Origin of the sequence: Paraburkholderia bengalensis, assembly GCF_037126505.1 — a bacterium.
GTDB lineage: Bacteria > Pseudomonadota > Gammaproteobacteria > Burkholderiales > Burkholderiaceae > Paraburkholderia > Paraburkholderia bengalensis.
The window spans coordinates 1-18,191 of sequence record NZ_JACFYJ010000020.1 but is presented as its reverse complement, the minus strand read 5'-3'; the positions used below and the strand labels follow the sequence as shown (position 1 = coordinate 18,191).

At 62.0% G+C, this 18,191-nt stretch carries 16 protein-coding genes and 1 pseudogene; 5 read left to right on the top strand and 12 right to left on the bottom strand.

Annotated features, from left to right (window positions below):
- The first annotated feature begins 21 nt into the window (after positions 1-21).
- Together H3V53_RS14535 and H3V53_RS14530 are read left to right on the top strand one after the other, a co-directional pair.
- Positions 22-1,497, top strand: a complete 1,476-nt coding sequence (locus tag H3V53_RS14535) for a cytochrome-c peroxidase (RefSeq protein WP_336598577.1) — start codon at positions 22-24, stop codon at positions 1,495-1,497.
- Positions 1,498-1,707: 210 nt separating this feature from the next.
- Positions 1,708-1,962, top strand: a complete 255-nt coding sequence (locus H3V53_RS14530; RefSeq protein WP_054927051.1) for a DUF2866 domain-containing protein — start codon at positions 1,708-1,710, stop codon at positions 1,960-1,962.
- Between the two features lie 72 nt (positions 1,963-2,034).
- Here H3V53_RS14530 and H3V53_RS14525 read toward each other — a convergent pair whose 3' ends face one another.
- Both H3V53_RS14525 and H3V53_RS14520 read right to left on the bottom strand, forming a co-directional pair.
- On the bottom strand, positions 2,035-2,280 hold the full coding sequence (locus H3V53_RS14525) for a hypothetical protein (protein ID WP_054927052.1): 246 nt from the start codon (positions 2,278-2,280) through the stop codon (positions 2,035-2,037).
- A 60-nt stretch (positions 2,281-2,340) separates the two neighbouring features.
- On the bottom strand, positions 2,341-2,865 hold the full coding sequence (locus H3V53_RS14520; protein WP_054927053.1) for a lecithin retinol acyltransferase family protein: 525 nt from the start codon (positions 2,863-2,865) through the stop codon (positions 2,341-2,343).
- A gap of 454 nt (positions 2,866-3,319) precedes the next feature.
- On the opposite strand from H3V53_RS14520, the gene H3V53_RS14515 reads away from it, so the two are divergent.
- Together H3V53_RS14515 and H3V53_RS14510 are read left to right on the top strand one after the other, a co-directional pair.
- Entirely contained in the window at positions 3,320-3,607 is a 288-nt protein-coding gene (locus H3V53_RS14515) for a hypothetical protein (RefSeq protein WP_054927054.1), read from the top strand.
- A gap of 5 nt (positions 3,608-3,612) precedes the next feature.
- The gene (locus tag H3V53_RS14510; protein ID WP_336598509.1) at positions 3,613-4,383 is read left to right on the top strand and encodes a PP2C family protein-serine/threonine phosphatase; all 771 of its coding nucleotides are present in this window, start codon (positions 3,613-3,615) and stop codon (positions 4,381-4,383) included.
- A 21-nt stretch (positions 4,384-4,404) separates the two neighbouring features.
- On the opposite strand, the gene H3V53_RS14505 is transcribed toward H3V53_RS14510, so the two are convergent.
- The 9 genes from H3V53_RS14505 to H3V53_RS14465 form a co-directional block, all read right to left on the bottom strand.
- On the bottom strand, positions 4,405-5,757 hold the full coding sequence (locus H3V53_RS14505; protein ID WP_336598508.1) for a sigma-54 interaction domain-containing protein: 1,353 nt from the start codon (positions 5,755-5,757) through the stop codon (positions 4,405-4,407).
- A complete protein-coding gene (locus tag H3V53_RS14500; RefSeq protein WP_054920566.1) occupies positions 5,754-8,810 on the bottom strand; it encodes an ABC transporter transmembrane domain-containing protein in 3,057 nt (1,018 codons plus the stop codon). The genes H3V53_RS14505 and H3V53_RS14500 overlap by 4 nt, the downstream gene beginning before the upstream one ends.
- A gap of 34 nt (positions 8,811-8,844) precedes the next feature.
- The gene (locus H3V53_RS14495; RefSeq protein ID WP_054920564.1) at positions 8,845-9,597 is read right to left on the bottom strand and encodes a peptidylprolyl isomerase; all 753 of its coding nucleotides are present in this window, start codon (positions 9,595-9,597) and stop codon (positions 8,845-8,847) included.
- A gap of 90 nt (positions 9,598-9,687) precedes the next feature.
- Positions 9,688-11,061 carry a beta-barrel domain-containing protein gene (locus H3V53_RS14490; RefSeq protein WP_336598576.1) on the bottom strand — a complete coding sequence of 458 codons (1,374 nt, stop codon included), beginning with the start codon at positions 11,059-11,061 and terminating at the stop codon, positions 9,688-9,690.
- Positions 11,039-13,579: an FHA domain-containing protein gene (locus H3V53_RS14485; protein WP_336598507.1), complete on the bottom strand. Its 2,541-nt coding sequence runs from the start codon at positions 13,577-13,579 to the stop codon at positions 11,039-11,041. The genes H3V53_RS14490 and H3V53_RS14485 overlap by 23 nt, the downstream gene beginning before the upstream one ends.
- Positions 13,576-13,836, bottom strand: a complete 261-nt coding sequence (locus H3V53_RS14480; RefSeq protein WP_336598506.1) for a hypothetical protein — start codon at positions 13,834-13,836, stop codon at positions 13,576-13,578. The genes H3V53_RS14485 and H3V53_RS14480 overlap by 4 nt, the downstream gene beginning before the upstream one ends.
- A complete protein-coding gene (locus H3V53_RS14475; protein WP_336598575.1) occupies positions 13,833-15,293 on the bottom strand; it encodes an efflux transporter outer membrane subunit in 1,461 nt (486 codons plus the stop codon). Before H3V53_RS14475 ends, H3V53_RS14480 begins: the two co-directional genes overlap by 4 nt.
- A 669-nt stretch (positions 15,294-15,962) precedes the next feature.
- A complete protein-coding gene (locus H3V53_RS14470; protein ID WP_054920559.1) occupies positions 15,963-16,394 on the bottom strand; it encodes a DUF4399 domain-containing protein in 432 nt (143 codons plus the stop codon).
- Between the two features lie 61 nt (positions 16,395-16,455).
- On the bottom strand, positions 16,456-16,881 hold the full coding sequence (locus H3V53_RS14465) for a DUF4399 domain-containing protein (protein WP_054920558.1): 426 nt from the start codon (positions 16,879-16,881) through the stop codon (positions 16,456-16,458).
- A 217-nt stretch (positions 16,882-17,098) separates the two neighbouring features.
- Between H3V53_RS14465 and H3V53_RS14460 the strand changes: the two genes are divergently transcribed.
- Entirely contained in the window at positions 17,099-18,124 is a 1,026-nt protein-coding gene (locus H3V53_RS14460) for a caspase family protein (RefSeq protein WP_419539498.1), read from the top strand.
- Here H3V53_RS14460 and H3V53_RS43630 read toward each other — a convergent pair.
- Positions 18,075-18,191: pseudogene (locus tag H3V53_RS43630) on the bottom strand (transglycosylase domain-containing protein); the annotation flags it as partial. The gene H3V53_RS14460 and the pseudogene H3V53_RS43630 sit on opposite strands and share 50 nt — an antisense overlap.

Sequence of the window (18,191 nt, the reverse complement as noted above, 5' to 3'; positions counted from 1 at the left end):
GTCACTGCCCTGCCCTCGATCATGACCGAGCTTTCCACGTCGCCGCTCAATCCCACGCCCGTCACACCGAATCGCGCGCCGAACGATGCACGCAACGACGCGCCAAACGACGCGCCGACACCCTCGCCGCTCCGCGCGCTCGCGCTGTACGCGGCGGCTGTCGCCGTCGCGGCGCTCGGCGCGGGCGCATTCGCGTGGGCAAACCCGCAATACCTGCCGGGCGCAGTCGGCGAATGGGTCGCGAACCTGACGGGCGCGAACGCGCATCCCGTCGTGCTGCAGCGCCCGGTCGCCGCACCGCTGTCGGCCGTCGCGCTGCTCGGCAAGCAGATTTTTTTCGACACGTCCCTGTCGGCGTCCGGCAAGCAGTCGTGCGCGACATGCCACAGCCCCGCGCACGCATACGGTCCGCCGAACGATCTGGCCGTGCAACTCGGCGGCGCAAACCTGACGCTGCAGGGCTATCGTCCACCGCCTTCGCTGATGTATCTGTACCGGCAGCCCAACTTCAGCATCGGTCCCGACAGCGCGGAGAACGACGACAATCCCGCCAACCTGACGCAGCTCGCGACCCAGGCCGCGGGCACGCAGCGCGCGCAAAAAACAGCGGGCGCCGCGCCCGCCGCGCAGGAGATGGTGCCGCAAGGCGGTCTCTTTTGGGACGGCCGCGTGGATACCTTGCAGCAGCAGGCGTCCGGCCCGATGCTCAATCCCGTCGAAATGGCCAACAAGGACGAAGCCGACGTGCTGCGCAAGCTGCAGAACACGCCCTACAGCAAGACCTTTGCGCAGCTGTTCGGCGCGAACATTTTCAAGGACGAGCGGCTCGCCGTCGCCGAGGCGATGTTCGCCGTCGCGCGCTATCAGATCGAAGATCCGTCGTTCCATCCGTACACCAGCAAGTACGACTACTGGCTCGAAGGCAAGGCGCGTCTCACGCAGGCGGAACTGCGCGGGCTGCATCTGTTCAATGATCCCGACAAGGCCAACTGCGCGGGCTGCCATCTGTCGAAGCCGACGCGCGACGGTCTGCCGCCGATGTTCACCGACTTCCAGTACGAAGCGCTCGGCGTGCCGCGCAATGCGAAGCTCGCGCAGAACCGCGACCCGCGCTTCTTCGACATGGGCATCTGCGGGCCTTTCCGCACGGATCTGAAGGATCAGACGCAATACTGCGGCATGTTCCTCACGCCGACACTGCGCAACACGGCGACGCGCCACGCGTTCTTCCACAACGGCGTCTATAGCAATCTCGACGACGTGATGGCGTTCTACAACGCGCGCAACACCGCTCCCGCGCGCTTCTATCCGCGCGGCGCTGACGGCAAGCCCGACAAGTACGACGACATTCCCGCCGCCTATCGCGCCAACGTCGATGTAAAGGATGCGCCGTTCGACCGCAAGTTCGGCGACACACCGGCGATGACCGACCAGGACATGCGCGACATCGTCGCGTTTCTGCACACGCTCACGGACGGCTACGGCGAGCAGCACTGACGCGCTGGCTCCAGCGAAACGCTTGTCGCGTCGGCGAACGCTGGGGCCAGCGCCGTTGATCGTTCTTAAGGCTCGTTTAATTCTTCCCTGTGAATATGCGGCTCAACATCCCCTGTTGAGCCGCCTGAGCATCGGCGGCATTTTTTTTATTCGCCGGGGGTGGCGCAATCACCGTCGCATCGCCCGCACGCCTCTACAGGAAGACAAACGATGGTTGAAGACACGGTGTTCGAACATTTGCGCGCGTTGCACGGCAACGCGCAGACACTGGCGATCCGCAGTTGCACCGTCTCGCCGCCGATCCAGCATCCGTGGGGCCGCTCGTACCGGCTGGTCGAGTGGACCTTCAGGCACGACGTTGAATCCTTCCGGCGCGTCGTGCCTGCCGAGAGCACGCCGCGTCAGATTGCCGAGGCCGTGATGTCGCACGTGCCGGGCCGACGTTTCTGCCAGCCTGGCGGATAGACTGCGCGCCGCACAGCGCTAGCCGCACGATGCGCGCACCGCGCGCGTCGTATGCCGGGTTGTCCCTGTCTTTCATCGCGCCATCCTCCATGCAGCCATCGCCGGCCGCGCTTCGGCGGGCGGAAACACATTCCATGAGCCGTCGTCGTGACGGAAGAAGAAGATCGACAGCAGTCCGCCCGGATGCGCGGCCTCGATGCACACGCAGCGGCGGCGCATCCGCGTGCGGCAGAAACGCACGACGCGCGCGGGCATCGCCGGCGTCGGCGCGAGCCATTTGTCGACGGCCCAGTGCAGTGTCTTTCCGGTCGGGCTCATGGTGGTCTCCTTTGCTGCTTGATCGATACGAACGTCACATCCGGCTGCTGATGCGGCTGCTCATACTGCGTTAACAACGGCACGGCCAAAATTCATCCGGTTGGCGACAAAAGCGCTGGCGAGGCACAGCAGCGCATGCACGCCCGTGCGCGGATGCGTGAGGCATGCATGAACTTGTTCGCTGCGGCTTTCGCCGAGCAGGCACCATGCGCAGAAGTGCTCGCAGTTGTTGGTCAGCAGGCGATAGTGGTTTTCGCCGAGGCGCGAGCGGGCGCGCAGCACGGTTTCTTCACCGGAGAACTTCGGGAACGGATGCGGACGGACGGCGACGGTGTGACCGTTTGCGAAAGCGCCAAGCGTGACTTCTTCGACGGGACCGCGATGCGCGGACTTCGCGAAACCTGCGTAGTGGATGACCTTGCCGCCACCAACATAGATGCCATGATGTTCGTAGCCGCGGCGTTGCGTGATCAGGTGGGCGCCGATGGCGGGTTCGTCGGATCCGTCGAGCGCGACGTCAGCGGATGCATAGGCGGCCGCGCGGTTTGCGCCTTGTTCACTTGCTTGTTGAAGGTTGCGGTTCATGGCTTTGTCCGGTATCCGATGCAAAGGTCCAACACTGTTGCGGACTCTTTTGCATCATCCGGACCAGGCTACCCAAACCGTTGATTTATCTAGCCATTCCTGCTATTTCAGGCGCTTCGCGCAACACTTGTGTGCGGACCGTCCCAACAGAATTTCGAAGCGTTGTGTTGCCTGCGCGCGATCACTTCTGGGACCGCCGGATTCGCGCGCGGCGCTGCGCGATGTGTTGGCTGCCCCACCTCTTGCCGCCCGGCGTTGTTGGGCCATCGCCAACGTCCTGAAGCACGCGCGCGCGCTGCGCGCGTATGGGGCGCCAGCGCAAGCCCACGCCCAGCAACGCGCGGCGGGGAAGCCGCACGCTCGCGACGCGAATTGGCATGACCCTTGCGCCATTAGACCCAACTTCCTTTTGATTCCTATGGCCTTGCAGCCAAGGCCGACTCGGAGACACGTCATGGCATCCATCACCATTAGCGACCTCTCGCACAACCTCGCACTCGATCGCAAAGCGCTGGCCGCTATCAGCGGCGGCGGCGGCGCGCCCTGGGTATTCGGCTGGATCACGCCGTTCGTGCGTGAGACGACGCCGAGCGTCGGACCCGTTGTGAACCTGTACGACGTCACAAACAACTTCTATGCTGGTCAGATGATCAACCAGTTCCAGACCGTCGACGTTCGCAACACGGGCAACAACGCGAACATCACCGTCGCACCGACCGCTGTCAGCGCAAACGGGGCTTAGATGCCGTGATCTGTGTCAGCCATTTCCGGTGGGCTTCGGCGGCGCGCTCCGACAAGGGGTGCGTGCGCGAAATCAACGAAGACACCTGTCTCGATCAGCCGCAACGCGGTCTCTGGGCCGTCGCCGACGGCATGGGCGGCCATGACGTCGGCGATCTCGCGAGCCAGCTGGTGATCGAGGCGCTCGGGCAATTGCCGGACGCAGCGGGCCTCAAGCAATGCATCGCTCAGGCGCGCGCGAAGCTACAGGACGCAAACCGCCAGTTGCGCGAGGAAGCGAGCCGCCGGCAAGTGCAGCGGATCGGCACGACGGTCGTCGTGCTGATCGCGTGCGACCGCTTCTGTGCTTATCTGTGGGCAGGGGACAGCCGCATCTATCTGCTGCGGCAAGGGCAGTTGCGCCAGTTGACGCGCGACCACAGCCAGGTAGAAGAACTGCGTCAGTCCGGTTATCTGACGGAAGAAGAGGCGCGCAATCATCCCGCCCACAACATCATCACGCGCGCAGTCGGCGCAACCGATCATCTCGATCTCGACGAAGACGCCATCGAAGTCGCGGACGGCGATGTGTTTCTGCTATGCAGCGACGGGCTCTCGAACGAAGTGACGTACGACGAAATCCAGCAGACGCTTGCAAGCGTGGATTGCCTGCGCGCGCCTAATGAACTCGTGGAGATCGCGCTCGCGCGCGGCGGGCGCGACAACATCACCGCCGTCGTGGTGCAGGCGGAAGACCCGCAGGCTTCCGACAAGACGCTGCTGAACCCCGCGCCCTGAATCGCGCCATTCTTCAGACGCTCACAGCACGTCGGTTTCGTCGTTCGATTCCGCGTCGTCCTTGCGCGCGTTCGCCTGAGCGTGCTGACGGCGAAAGTCCTTCGAATGCAGGCCGTGCTTCTTCAACAGCATCTGCAGGTGCGAGCGGTTCATGTCGACGCGCCGCGCCAGTTCCGCCACCGTGCCGCCCACTTCCTGCAAGCCGCGTTGTAAAAAAGCCTTTTCGGCTTCGTCGCTAGCCGCGCGCTTGGCATCGCTCAGCGATAGCAGATTGGTCACGCTCGCGGTGCCGTTCGCGGCAGTGTTCGCGACGCCGAGTATCGATGTCGCCACGGGCGACGTAGGCCGCATGTCGGGCGGCAAATGGTCCACATCGGCGATATCGCCGGCAAGACACGAAATGCGGTACATCAGGTTGCGCAGCTCGCGGATATTGCCCGGGTAGGCATAAGTCAGCAGAAAGTCCCTTAATTTAGGCGTTATTCTGACGGGACGTCGCTTGAGCGCGCCCGCCGCCTCGTCGCCGAAGTACTGGATCAACAGCGGAATTTCATCGCGCCGCTCGCGCAACGGCGGCAGTGTCACGTGAATGACGCTGAGCCGATAGAACAGATCTTCGCGGAACGTACCCTCTTCGCTCAGTTTGCGCAGATTGCGATTAGTCGCTGCGACGATCCGCGTATCGACACCGATCGGCTCGTCCGAACCCACGCGTTGTATCTCATGCGCTTCCAGCACGCGCAGCAGTTTCACCTGCCCCGTCAAAGGCAATTCGCCAATTTCGTCCAGAAAGATCGTGCCCGTATGCGCGCTTTCGAATTTGCCTTTGCGGTCGTTCGTCGCGCCGGTAAATGCCCCCTTCCGATGACCGAACAATTCGGATTCGAGCAGGTTGTCGGGTATCGCGCCGCAGTTCACGGAAATGAACGGTTTGTCCGAGCGGCTGCCGTTCGCGTGGATGACCTTCGCCATCAGTTCCTTGCCCGTTCCGCTCTCACCGTCGATCAGCACGGGCAGATCGGTCGGCGCCGCTTTTTCCGCGATTTCCAGCGCTTCCAGCAGCTTCGGGTTATCGCCGAACGTGCCTTCGAATATGAAGCTGCGCGCAAGCAGCGCCTGGCGCCGCGCGCCGCGCGACTGGTCGCCGCGCAACGGCTCGACGACGGCCGCCTGCACGAAGCGCTCCTTGTGCGACATCTGCATCACTTCGTCGCGTAACGTGCTCGCCTGTCTCAGGAGCTTTTCGATGTCCGCGCGCTCGAGCCGCGATGACCAGCGCAGCGTCGAGCGCAGGATCTCGATCTTCTCGATCAAACCCGCATATGAAATGGCGGAACCGCTTTCTTCAGGTTGCTGGTCGAGTATTTTCATCATGCGCTCAGCTGTTTCTGGACGAGCTGGTAGTACATGCCCTTCCGGTTGACCAGTTCTTCATGACGCCCCTGCTCGACGATAGCGCCTTCATAGAGCACGAGAATCTTGTCGGCGCGCATGATCGTACTGAGCCGGTGCGCGATGATGACGGCCGTGCGTCCCTTGAGAATGTCGTGCATATTGCTGAGGATATTGCTTTCGGATTGCGTGTCGAGCGCGGAGGTCGCTTCGTCGAACACGAGCAGGCGAGGATCGTGATACAGCGCGCGCGCAATGCACAGCCGCTGGATTTGCCCGCCCGACAGGCCGACGCCCCTCTCACCCACGATCTGTTCATAGCCGAGCGGCAGCTTCGCAATGAACGCATGCGCGTCGGCCATCTTTGCGACTTCCTCGATGCGCCGGCGATCCGGCGTATCGTCGCCGCTCGCGATGTTCTCGGCGATCGTGCCTGAAAACAGCAGATTGCTCTGCATCACGTAGCCGATCTGCGCGCGATAAAAGGCCTTGTCGACGACGTTCATGTCGTATCCGTCGACGCTCATCTTGCCATCGCTCGGTGTGTAGAAGCCCACCAGCAGCTTGGCGAGCGTAGTCTTGCCCGAGCCGCTGCGTCCGACGATCGCGACCAGTTCGCCCGGCTTGATGTCGAAGGTGATGTTCTCCAGCACGTACGTGCTGTCGTTCTCTCCATAGCGGAAGTACACGCCGTTCAGACTGATGTCGCCTTGCAGATCGGGCAGCATCACGCGCGAGGGCAGATCTTCGGGTTTCTGTTCGGGCTCGATATCGAGCACGTCCCCAAGGCGTTCCATTGCGACGCCAGCATCGTTGAGCATGCTCCACAGTCCGACGAGCCCCATCAACGGCGTTAGTACGCTTCCCATGAACGCGTTGAATGCGATCAATTGACCGATCGTCATTTCGCGCGCCAGCACGAGATTCGCGCCGACCCACAGTATCGCAATCGTCGTTGCGGCATTCAGCAACTGACTGATGAAACCGATCAGAATGTTGAACGCGTGCGCCCGGTATTGCACTTCAAGCGCCTTCGCGTACTTCTTTTCCCAGCGCAGGCGTACGGGCCGTTCGATTCCCATGCCTTTCACCGTTTCGACGCCCGACAACGCTTCCATCAGGAAGGATTTCGAATCCGTCGCGGCGGAGAAGGTCTCGCGCGCGTAGTTCTTGATCTTCGGCGTGGCGATCATCGTGAGCGCCATGATGGGTATGACGAACGCGATCAGCACGAACGTCATCTTCGCGTTGTAGAAGAACATGATCGCGAAGTAGATGAACACCATCAGCAGATTGAGCGCGGTCGTGACCGTCGACTCGGTGAGAAAAGCGCGTATCGTCTGGTTCTCCTGGAAGCGCGCGAAGATGTCGCCCGTCTTGCGCTTCGCGAAGAACGAGAACGGCAGCGACATCGTGTGCTTGAAGAACTGCGACATCATCGCGAAGTCCATGTTGCGGACCATGAAGTTCGACAGGTACGCGCGAATCATCGACATCAACTGCGAGAACACATTCGAAATGATCAGACCGAGTATCAGCAGATGCAGCAGGCTGATGTTCTGATGCACGATCACACCGTCCAGTATGTTCTGGATGATCAGCGGCGGAATCACGCCCAGCACCTGAATCACGAAGGTCGCGAGAAACAGGTACATGAGAATCTTCTTGTACGGGGTCAGGTAACCGACGAAGCGCAGCCACGGCGAGCGCGACGCCGATAGCTGAACGAGGTTCGGCCCCGGCGCGAACAGCAGGCACGTGCCGCTCCAGCCGCGCTCGAAGTCTTCGACGCTCAGCTTGCGAAAACCCAGGGCCGGGTCCGCGAGCCAGACGTGATCCTTCGAGACGCCATACACGATGATGTAGTGGTAGCCCTCCCAGTGCACGATGAACGGCAGATCGAAGCCTCGCAGCGAATCGAATGTGCACTGCACGCCGCGCGTCGTGAAGCCGAGCGATTCCCCGGCACGCGCAAGGCTGTCGAGCGTCGCGCCCTGCGTCGTCACGTTTGCCAGTTCGCGCAGCTTGCCGAGCGTCATCGGAATGCCGTAGTGCTTGCAGATCATCGCGAGACACGCGGCACCGCAATCCATTTCCTCCGCCTGCTCGATCAGCCCGAAGCGCCGGATCACCCGTTCGCCGAGTTCGGGCTTCGTATGCAGGTCCAGTCTGAGCGGCATCTTGCGCCGCTGCTCGATGCGCTTTTGACGGTCCAGCTCGCGGTCGTTGTACTTGATGCGCTCGTCGAGTACTTCGCGCAGTTTCGGGTTGCGCTCGAGGATGAAATGCACCGTGCGCTCGGGGATGACGAGCAGGCGCGTATCCGTGGTGGCAATGGCCGAGGCCGCCTGCTCCTGGCGCATCAGGCACGCCTTTTCGCCGAAGATTTCGCCTTCGCGCAGCGTCGCGAGCGTGTAGTCGCGGCCGTCCTCGTTGCGCACGATACGCACTTCGCCCTGCCGCACGACGTATAGCCGCCGGTCATCGCGACCGTCCTGCTTGAGAATCTCCTTGCCCGCCGTGACTTTCTTGACACCGACGCTGCGCACGTATTCTTCGAGTTCCTGCTTGTTGAGCTTGCCGCGCAGATCGAATAGCTGCGCGACGAAACCGCCCGCCGAATTGATGGCGACGTAGCTCGCGACGAACGCCAGCGCCGCCTGATTGCCCGCGATGATCGGCTCGATCGCGCTGCGCGGAATGAACAGCAGTTCCGTCTTGCCCGACGAACGTACCGACGACTCGTGCGCATAAGCGCGCAACATGGCGATGTCGGCAAAGACTTCACCCGTCTTGCGCACACCCATGCTGATCTCTTTGCCGTGCTCGTCGGTGAAGATGCGCACCGAGCCGGACTTGATCACATAGAGGCCGTCGGCGGCATCGCCCGCGTTGCACACCGTTTCGCCGAACGAATAGAAACGCGACTGCACATGCTCCACCAGACGTTCGAGTTCTTCGCGCGTGAACGGCGACAGGATCTCGACCGTCGACAGAAAATCGGCAATGGAAGGCGTGGTTTGCGGTGCATCCATGATGCTTGCGGTCCCCGGCAGCTGCGCGCGTCAGTCAGAGCGCTTCGATGATGTGTTCCTGCGCGCGCGTCATCAGCCAGTCTTCGCGCAACAGACGTTTGATCTCCGACGCCACGTCCGCATCGAGCTGCGCCGGATATTTCGCCGTCACGGCGAAAATCTCGAAGCAGGAACGGTCTGGCGAAGCGAATGGCCCAAGCAGATCGCCGACGGCCGCATTGAAGATCTTTGCCTCGATGTCGGGCTTCAATGAACCGCGCAGTACCTTGCCGATCACACCGCCCGCATCTTTCGTATCGGCAATCGAATGCTCGCGCGCCATTTCCGCGAATGCGTCGGGATCATCGTGCAGATAGGAAATCATTTCCTTTGCCTTGCCTTCGTCGTCGAGCAGGATATGGCTGATCTCGATCGCATCGAATTTCGGCGAATTCATCGAAAAGTACTCTTCGATGGCGTCTTCGTTCCCGACCTTGTCGAGCATCTTTTCCTGATACAGGCCGTCCGTGATGAACGCCTCGAACTCGTCGAGGCTCACTTTCAGCGTATCGAGGTACTGGTTCATGTCGGCCGCGCGGTGCAGACCACGCACGCGCCGGAACTGGTCGGCGCGCTCTTGTATTTCGTCGGCGCTCACCGTCACGCCCGCTTTCTTTGCGGCGTGCACAGCCAGCTTGTCGCGCACCATCTGCTCGATCAGGCTTTCGAACTGGCCCGTGAGTTTCAGTAGACGTATGAATTCGCCGACATCCACGACTTCATCATCGATTCGTACGATCGCGGTCATCTCGTCCGCTCCTCAAGTGGTGGCCCGAACGAACAGGCGGGCTGGCGGTTTTACTCTCGGCTAAGGTTCTGTCTTCAAGCGCTGTCTAAACTATCCGGCAAGCTGTCTGAACGGGTCCAGCCCCAGATCGATCAGCCTGCGCTCGCGCACGACGATCTCGGCGCTGGCCGTCATGCCGTAACGCAACGGGTAGCGGTTTTCCGCCACCTGGTAGTAATTCTTGTCGAGCTGCACGCGCCCCTCGTACACCGGCTGCTTGTCCGTCGCCGACGGTTTCGTGGCCGGCGATATATAGGCAAGCGTGCCGTTGATCAGCCCATAGCGCTGATACGGAAACGCGTTGAACTTCAGCTTGACGGGCATGCCTTCGTGCAGGAACGCGCGGTCGCGCTCGGCGATCTCGATCTTCAGCACCGGGCGTGCGTCTTTCGGCGCAATGCCGCCAAGCGGCGCGTTTGCCTGAATCTTGTCGCCCGTTTGCGTCGACGTGACGTCGGTGATGACGCCTGACGTGGGCGCGAGTATCAGCAGGAAATTGTCCTTGTCGATGTTCTCGAAACGGATGCGCGCGGCAGCATCGGCCACGAGGCGCGCCGTCTGCAATTGCAGGCGCAGCTTCTCTTCCGTGCTGGTGATGTCGCGGATCAGGTCGTCGTACTGCAACTGCAGGCTCGTGGCCTGCTGGCCGCTGGTTTCCAGTTGCGCATTCGCTTCCGCATATTCGTGACTCAGCTTGAAGTCCAGTTCTGCAAGCCGCGATTGCGCGACACGGTACGCGTTTTCCGCTTCGAGAGACGTGTTGCGCTTGGCCTCCACCTGCAGTTCCGCAACGCCGCCGCCGCCGGGCTGCGCAAAAAGCCGCGCATACTTGTCCGCTTCCTGGCGGGCCGCGTCGCGCGCGCGGCGCGCATTGTCGAGCGTGCTGCGCGCTTCTTCGAGCTGCGCCTTCTGACCTTCGGCGAGCTTGGTCGTGCCTTCCGAAATGCGGTTTTCGTGCTGACGCTCTTCGACTTCGAGCTGATCCTTGAGTGCCGCAGCCTTGCGTTCCATCAGTTCTTTCTTTTGCGGGAACTCTTTCCACTCGCGTTCGGCATCTTCGAGTTTCAATTGCGCCTGCAACGCGTTGGTGGCCGCTTCGATCGCGCCGCGCGCATTGATCCGCGCGAGTACATCGCCTTTGGACACGGGCTGCCCTTCCGCGATATACAGATCCGTCAGTTCGCCGTCGATGGGCGCATAAATGCGCCGCACGTCCGATTCCGGCGCAAGCGTGCCTTGCGCCGTGACGATCACGTCCGCGCGGCCGATGAACGACCACAACAGGCCCGCGACGACGAGCGCGACCATCGTCAGCACGAGCGCTTGCGCCATGCGCAAGGGTTCGGCCGTGAGGATCGCGACGCCCTCGGCGCTGTGATCTTCCAGCGCTTCGTAGAGCGGCTTAGGGTGATTGTCGCGCTTCACTTTCGTCACTGCCTCCAATCAGCGCGAGCTTCGACTTCAGCAAGCCCGCCTCGAGCACCATGCGCAATTCCTGCAGCGAGCGGCGCTGCAACTGCGTTTCCGCTTCGATGTCCTGCTGCAACTGATCCGAGCCCTCGGGATGCGGCGCCTTCAGTTGCGTGTAGATGCGCATGCCCTGTTGCACCGACGTATTGGCGCCCGATAACAACCGCGCCTGATTGCGAAAACCCTCCGAGATGCCCGATTCGAGCCGCTGCGTGCCGCCAATCGACCCGTTCGCGCGATACTGCCGCCACAAGCCTTGTGCGCGATCGATCAGATCTTGTGCGCGGCCCAGCGCGCGGTCGCGCAACGCGTTGACATCGCTTTGCACGGCACGCACGTAGTAGGCGTCTTCGACGGGATCGAGCCGCGCATAGAACGCGAGCAGCTTGTCGTCGCGATCGGCCGATCCCCGGCTCTTCTGCAGGTCGGCGTACTGACCGAGCAATGCCTTCTTGTGCGAGAGTTCATCGGCCATCACATCGGACCACGCGCCCGCCGGCATCGCCTGCAAACCGGCCAGCGCCTGCTGGCTGTCGCCGCTTTGCCACGCGGCGCTCACGGCATCGTGCTTCGCGATCACATCCGCCGACGGCAAGCGGCTCGCGCTCAACGCCTTGTACTGCGTTTGAAACGGCGGCGTCTTGAAGTTCGCCTGCTTGATCAGCGCGAGCAGCGCGGTCAGATGACGCGCCGTCATTTCGTTGAAGATCGCCGTGTATCGGCGCAAATCGTCACGCACCGTGTCGAGCCCCGCGAGACGCGGATAACGTTGCGCGTAATCGTCGAGCACGGCAGGCAGCGCGTCCGGCTTGTCGCGTCCGAGTTCCGTCGCGATCGACGCGTTGAGCCGGTCGATTGCCGCGAGATATAGCGTATCGTCGCTCTGCAGGCGGCGAAGCTGGCTCATGGCAAGCGCGTATGGCTCCGTGAATTCGGGCACGTACGACGCGATGCGGTCGAGTATCCGTTGATGTCCCTTCGCGTCGTCGTTCCAGCGCTTGAGCAGATCGTCGATGGGGCCTTCGTCTCGATAGATGCGGATCGGCGCATCGGGTCCGCCGCGTCCCACGACGAAGCGCTCCAGATCGCCCACCCACTTCAACTGGTCGATCAGCGCGATGGCATCGGGATTGCCCTGGCTCTTGGTGCGCATGCCTTCGACGAGCGCCGCCGCGCGATCGAACTGCTTCGCCTGCAACGCCGCAAGCCAGCCCGGCACGCGCGCTTTTATCAGCGCTTCGCTGGCGAGGCTCCTGATCGTGTCGCTGGCGGGATGACGCCGCATCGACGACACGGCGGCGTCGGCCGCCTGTTCGTATTGGCCCGCCGCGAGCAGGCTCTTCACTTCGCGCTCCGCCGCGCCGCGCATGTACAGCGCAACCGAGATTCCGCCGACGACGACCAGCACGCCGAGCGCGCCCCAGCCGATGCGCCTTATCGTCGTGCGATCGCCGCCCGCGAACGTGCGCGTCAATTCGCGCATCAGCAGTTGCCAGCGGCGGCGTGGACGGCGCGATTCCGTTTCCGTGGGGTCATCGGGCGTGAGCGGCGGCGAGTCCTCATTGACCTCGTCTTCGCGTTGCAACGCGCGGTCGACGCAGAAGATGTCGAGAAACGAATGCGCGGCGCCGACGAAGGTCGTCTTGTCGGGATCTTCCATCGGCATCGACGCGACGGGCGCAGCGGACGCGCTCGCGGCAAGCCCCGCTTGCGACGGCATCGCCTGCGTGATGGTGGGCTCGATTTCGAACGACTTCTGCAGCACCGCCCGATAGACGAAGTGATCGCCGCCGAAGCCGATCACGTCGCCGTTTTGCAGCGCGACAGCCGATTCGCCCAGACGCTTGCCGTTGACGAACGTGCCGTTCGTGCTGCCGAGATCTTCGACCCACGGTTCGCCGCTCTTCAGGAAAATGTGTGCGTGACGCCGCGAAATGTAATTGACCTGATGCGGATAGCGGTCTTTATAGCGCGCGAACAGATCATCCGTTTTGCTGACGAGAAACGGAAATGCGGCGAGTTCGATGGGTTCCAGTCCCAGATCGGTGCGCTGCGGGTCCAGCGTGACGCTCAGATGCTGCACGCCGCGCGCCGACGCCGAACTGAACGGGCGCGGCTCGATGGCGACGCGATAGGTCAGATCGCCGCCGAAGCACAACTCGTCGCCTGCCCGCACGCGCGACGGCGCCTGCCGCACCGCAATGCCGTTGACCGTCGTGCCGTTCTTGCTGTCCAGATCGGCCACATACACCGCGCCGTGCTCGCTAAAGATGCGTGCCTGGCGCCGCGAAAGCTTCGTGACCAAATCGCGCGGATAGTCGGCAAACGGCAATTCGCTGCGGCCAATCGCGAACAGATCGTCGACGATGCGGATGGGGCCGAGCGACGGATGCGACACGGGCAGCAGCAGGACATCGAACTCCTTGTCCAGAGCCGCCCGCATCTCAGCAATCGGAGCTTCGCCGGGATTCATCTCTTTGCATCACTAAGCGTGGACACGAACAGAGCGTTCGACAGGCGCGGCGACCAGAGCGTATTCGACGCATCCGCCGTACTGAGCATCGAGCGGCTAATCAGGAATTGTAAGTCACGCATGATGTTAGTCAATTCTGGGTACGGCTGTTGCATTTCGTTCTTTAAGGCAAACGGTTCTCGACGTCGCTTTTTAAGAACCGTGCCAGCGTTTTCGGCAAGTACCTGTTTTGGCGGCAATGCGCTAATGCCTGTCATTGCTTGACTTGCGCCTGCACGTCGACGGGCGGCCAGCCCCCGCCGAGCGCCTTGTAAAGCAGTACCGTGTCGGACAGTATTTGCTGGTGATTCGTCAGCAGATCGAGTTGAGCCTGAAGCAGCGAGCGGTCGTTTTCGAACACGTCGAGTTGCGACACGACGCCTTCGCGCAATTGCGATTGCATCTGCTCGTTGACGACGGTAAGGCGCTGCACTTCCTGTTGCAATTCGACGCGCTGCTGCTTGTGCGCATCGAGATTGACGAGCGCGTTTTCGACTTCCTCGAATGCGCCCATCACCGTTTGACGATACTGCTGTTCGGCAACCGTTGTTTGCGCTTCCGTCGTCTTGACGTGCGCCCGCACACCCGGATCGAGCAACGGAATATTGATGCTGGGCATGATGCCGAACGTGAACGACTTCAGCAGGTCCGAAAGCGCAAAGCTCGCGGTGCCGCCGTGCCCCGTCAGGCTGATGGTGGGCAGCTGCGCGAGTTTCGCTTCGCCGACCAGGTTGTACGCTTCGAGCACGCGCAATTCGGATGCGACCACATCCGGCCGGCGCGACAGCAGTTGCGCGGGCAGTCCGCCCGGCACGGGCGGCAACTGCACGCGCTGCTGCAGATGGCCGACTGGCACGGTGAATTCGCCTGCGGGCACGCCGATCAACGTGCATAGCGCGTTGTTCGCGACGCTGCGCGCGCGACGCAAATCGATCAGATCCTTCGTTAGACGATTGACCTCGGCCTGTTGCCGCATCACCTGCGTCTTTGGAATCAGGCCGCTGCGGCTCATGCCGTCGAATATCTCGTAGATCTTGCGGTTTTCGTCGACCATCTTCTGCTGCGCGTCGATCTGGTCGTCGAACTGGAGAATCTGGAAATACGTCGTCGCTACGTTCGACACGAGTTCGAGATAACCTGCGCGCCAGTCGGCTTCCGTCGCGCGGAATTCGGCCTTCTGCGCCTGCACACCTTTCTCGACCTTGCCCCAGATATCGATGTCCCAGTTCACCTGGGCGGCAAGGTTGTACTGTTTCAAAAGCGGCTGCCCGGTGACTTTCTGAAAGTTCGCGCCGGCGCCGAGATCGGCCGTCGGCAAGGCGCCCGCTTTCGCTTCACCGATCTGCGCACCCGCCACGTCGATGCGCGCGGCGAGCACCTTGATGTCGAAGTTGCCGCCAATCGCTTTCGCAATCAGCGAGTCGAGATACGGGTCCTGGAAGCCCTTCCACCAGTCGGGCACGATGGTGTCGGCGGGAGAAACGAGCGTGCCCGTCTTGTCGGACCACGACGCCTTGGCGGGCGTGTCGGGCCGCTTGTAGGCGTCCTGGTGCACATCGACGCAACCGGCCAGAAAAGCGGCGCACGCTAGCGCCGCAGCGAAGCGCGCGACGGCAGTGCGCGTTGCGCGCTGCCTGTGGCGGACCTTCGCGTGACGAACATTCGCGTGACGGATATCCGGATGACAGCCGGCAGACGAACCAGACTGCAAGCAGCGGGCGACGTACGATTCGGGCAACGCAGACACGATATTCTCCGATCTTTCCCGGCAGTACTGCACGTGCAGAGCGCGCCTTTGAAGTAAAGCACGTCCCGCGCGGCATCTCTATGGATGTCGGCGGATTTCGTTCGGCGTGGAGTTCGTGCGGTGACGCGCGGCGGTCGTGTGGACAGGACGATTGGGCTTTCGATCTTTTTGACGCTGGAATGCGCGAGCGCAGGCAAGCGCCTCGGCATTACACGCGAAGGCTAGAGAGCGGCCTTCATGTCGCGGCTGTGGAATTGCTGGGCGACGGGCACGTCTCTGATCATCAATGCGCTCATGACAGTTCTCCTGAGAGGCAGCGAAGATTCGCTATATAAGGCTTCGAGTTTGGGTTCGAGCATCTTGTCTGCTTTTGTCCCACTGAAGGCATAGGCTGTGCCAGCTACCATCGCGAGCGCCTCGAAAAACCTGCAAAATCTTGCTGCTATTGGGTTGCACGTCATGCGCGCGTTGTGCGCGTCGCGCCTTTACGCGGGGCGCACCCCCTTGCGAATGCCGCCCTCGAACCAACATTTCCCGCAAACGTGTTGGATCGAAAAAGACAGTATGAAAGAGCATTATTTGGGCGCACGCGTTCGCTCACTTGGCGATCACCGTGATCTTCTTCGAATAAACGGGGGGATTGTGCGGAATGTGATTTTCGTCGCCCATCAGCAGTTGGAGCGTGTGCTTGCCGGGTGGCAATTCTATTGTCGTTTCCGTCTCGCCCGCGCCGAAATGCAGATGCTGGCGGTCCGACGGAATCTCCTGATCCATCGGCATCGGCGGAAGATCGGCGTCGATCAGCAGATGATGGTGGCCCGTATTCGGATACTTGACGCCCTTGGGTGCGACGCCCATGTAGCGCAAGCCGAACCACACGCGAAAGGGCTTGTTCGCGGGTACCACCTGGCCGTTGTTCGGATAGCCGATATACGCGTACGCATCTTTGGGCGCGGGCGTCGGGCCTGCGAACGCCACATTCATTGAAGCGAGAGCGGCAAGCGCCGCAGCGGCAACGATCCTGATCATGGCTGATGCTCTCCGTCTTGCGCGCGCTGCGCCCGTTCGGCGACGCAGTGGCGACGCGTGCTCACTTCACGATGATGGTGATCTTCTTCGAATAGACGGGCGGATTGTGCGGCACATGGTTGTAGTCGCCGAGCAGCAGTTGCAGCGTGTGCTTGCCGGGCGGCAACTCGATGCGCGCATCCGTTTCGCCTGCGCCAAAATGAAGGTGCTGGCGGTCCGATGGAATTTCCTGATCCATCGGCGGCAGGTCCGTATCGATCAACAGATGGTGGTGGCCCGTATTGGGCACGTTGACGCCTTTAGGGCACACGCCCATGTTGCGCAAACCCATTCGCACCCAGAGCTTGCCGCCCGTAATCACAGTGCCGTCCGCCGGCCAGATGATGTACTCCTCGGCGCCGGGCGGAGAAGGCGTCGGTCCCGCGAACGCCTGTGCCGATGCGAGAAAGAGCGCGCCCAGAGCCGCCAAGCTTATTGTTCTTTGCATTGCGCATTCTCCCATTGAGGGTCAGTGCTGCTTGCTTCCGCTTTAGCTTAGGACGTAACTTGTGAAAAAGATACGCCGTGCTCGTTAACCTTCTGATGTTCCATCCGCGTACTATCGTCTGTAAGGATGGTCAATATGAAGGCGGCCGTCCCGCTCGAGCCGGTTCGTCCGATGACGAAGTTCCGCGTAGAACTTCCAGAACAACCAGGATCTGAAAATGTGGCGAAAACTCCTGCTGGTATGCATGATCGGGGCACTCCAGATGCGAGGAGCCGACGCTCGGCCGCAGCCGCGCGGCACGAGCGACGCCACTGCGCTGCGCGCCGCCGTCACGGCTGCCGCGGCATCGGATGTCGAAGCCCGCGAGCGCAAGACCGCGCTCGTGATCGGCAATGCCGATTACGTAACCGACCGCTTGCCGAATGCCGCGCGTGATGCGCACAGCGTCGCTGAAATGTTGCGCGCGCAAGGCTTCGACGTCGTGTTGCGCACCAACGTGACGGCACAACAGATGCAGCAGGCGCTAGCCAATTTCGGCCACCGTTTGCAGCCGGGCGGCACTGCGCTGTTCTACTTCGCCGGTCACGGCCTGATGGCGGGACGCAGTGCGTTGCTCGCCGCCGCGAATGCCGACCCGAGCGCGCCCGCCACACTCGTGACAAAGAGCATCGACGTGTCGCGCGTGCTCGATACGCTCTCCGCGCCACGCGCGCATGCGCTGAATCTCGTCGTGCTCGATGCGTGCCTGACACAACCATTCGAGCGGACGCCCCTCGCGATGCCATTGCCCGCGCATACGCTAATCGCTTTTGCAGCGTCGCAAGGCGCGACTGCCGCCGACGGCACACGGCACGGCATCTTCACGGATGCATGGCTGCGCGACATGCGCCGCGCCCCCGACGAACCGCTCGCTTCGATCTTCGCGCATGTCGCGCAACGCGTCGCGCAGGCAACGCGCGGCGGCCAGCAGCCATGGGTTCAATCGTCGCTGACGACGACAGCGGCGCTCTCAGGCTCTCGAATGGTCTCGGCCTCGATGCAGGACGATGCATCGCCCGACACCGTCGTCGCAATGGACAGCCGCGGCATTCTGCCGAAGGACAGCAACGAGCAATATGAACTGACGTTCTGGGAATCGATCAAGGACAGCAACTACGCGAGCGACTACGAGGCCTATTTAAAGGCGTATCCGAATGGCCGCTTTGCACCGCCAAAAAGAGATTTCGCGCGAGTTGCTGCGTGATCGTCGAGCCGCCCGCCACGATTTTTCCGCGTGCCTTGTTTTTCTCCCAGGCTTGGAGAATTGCGTC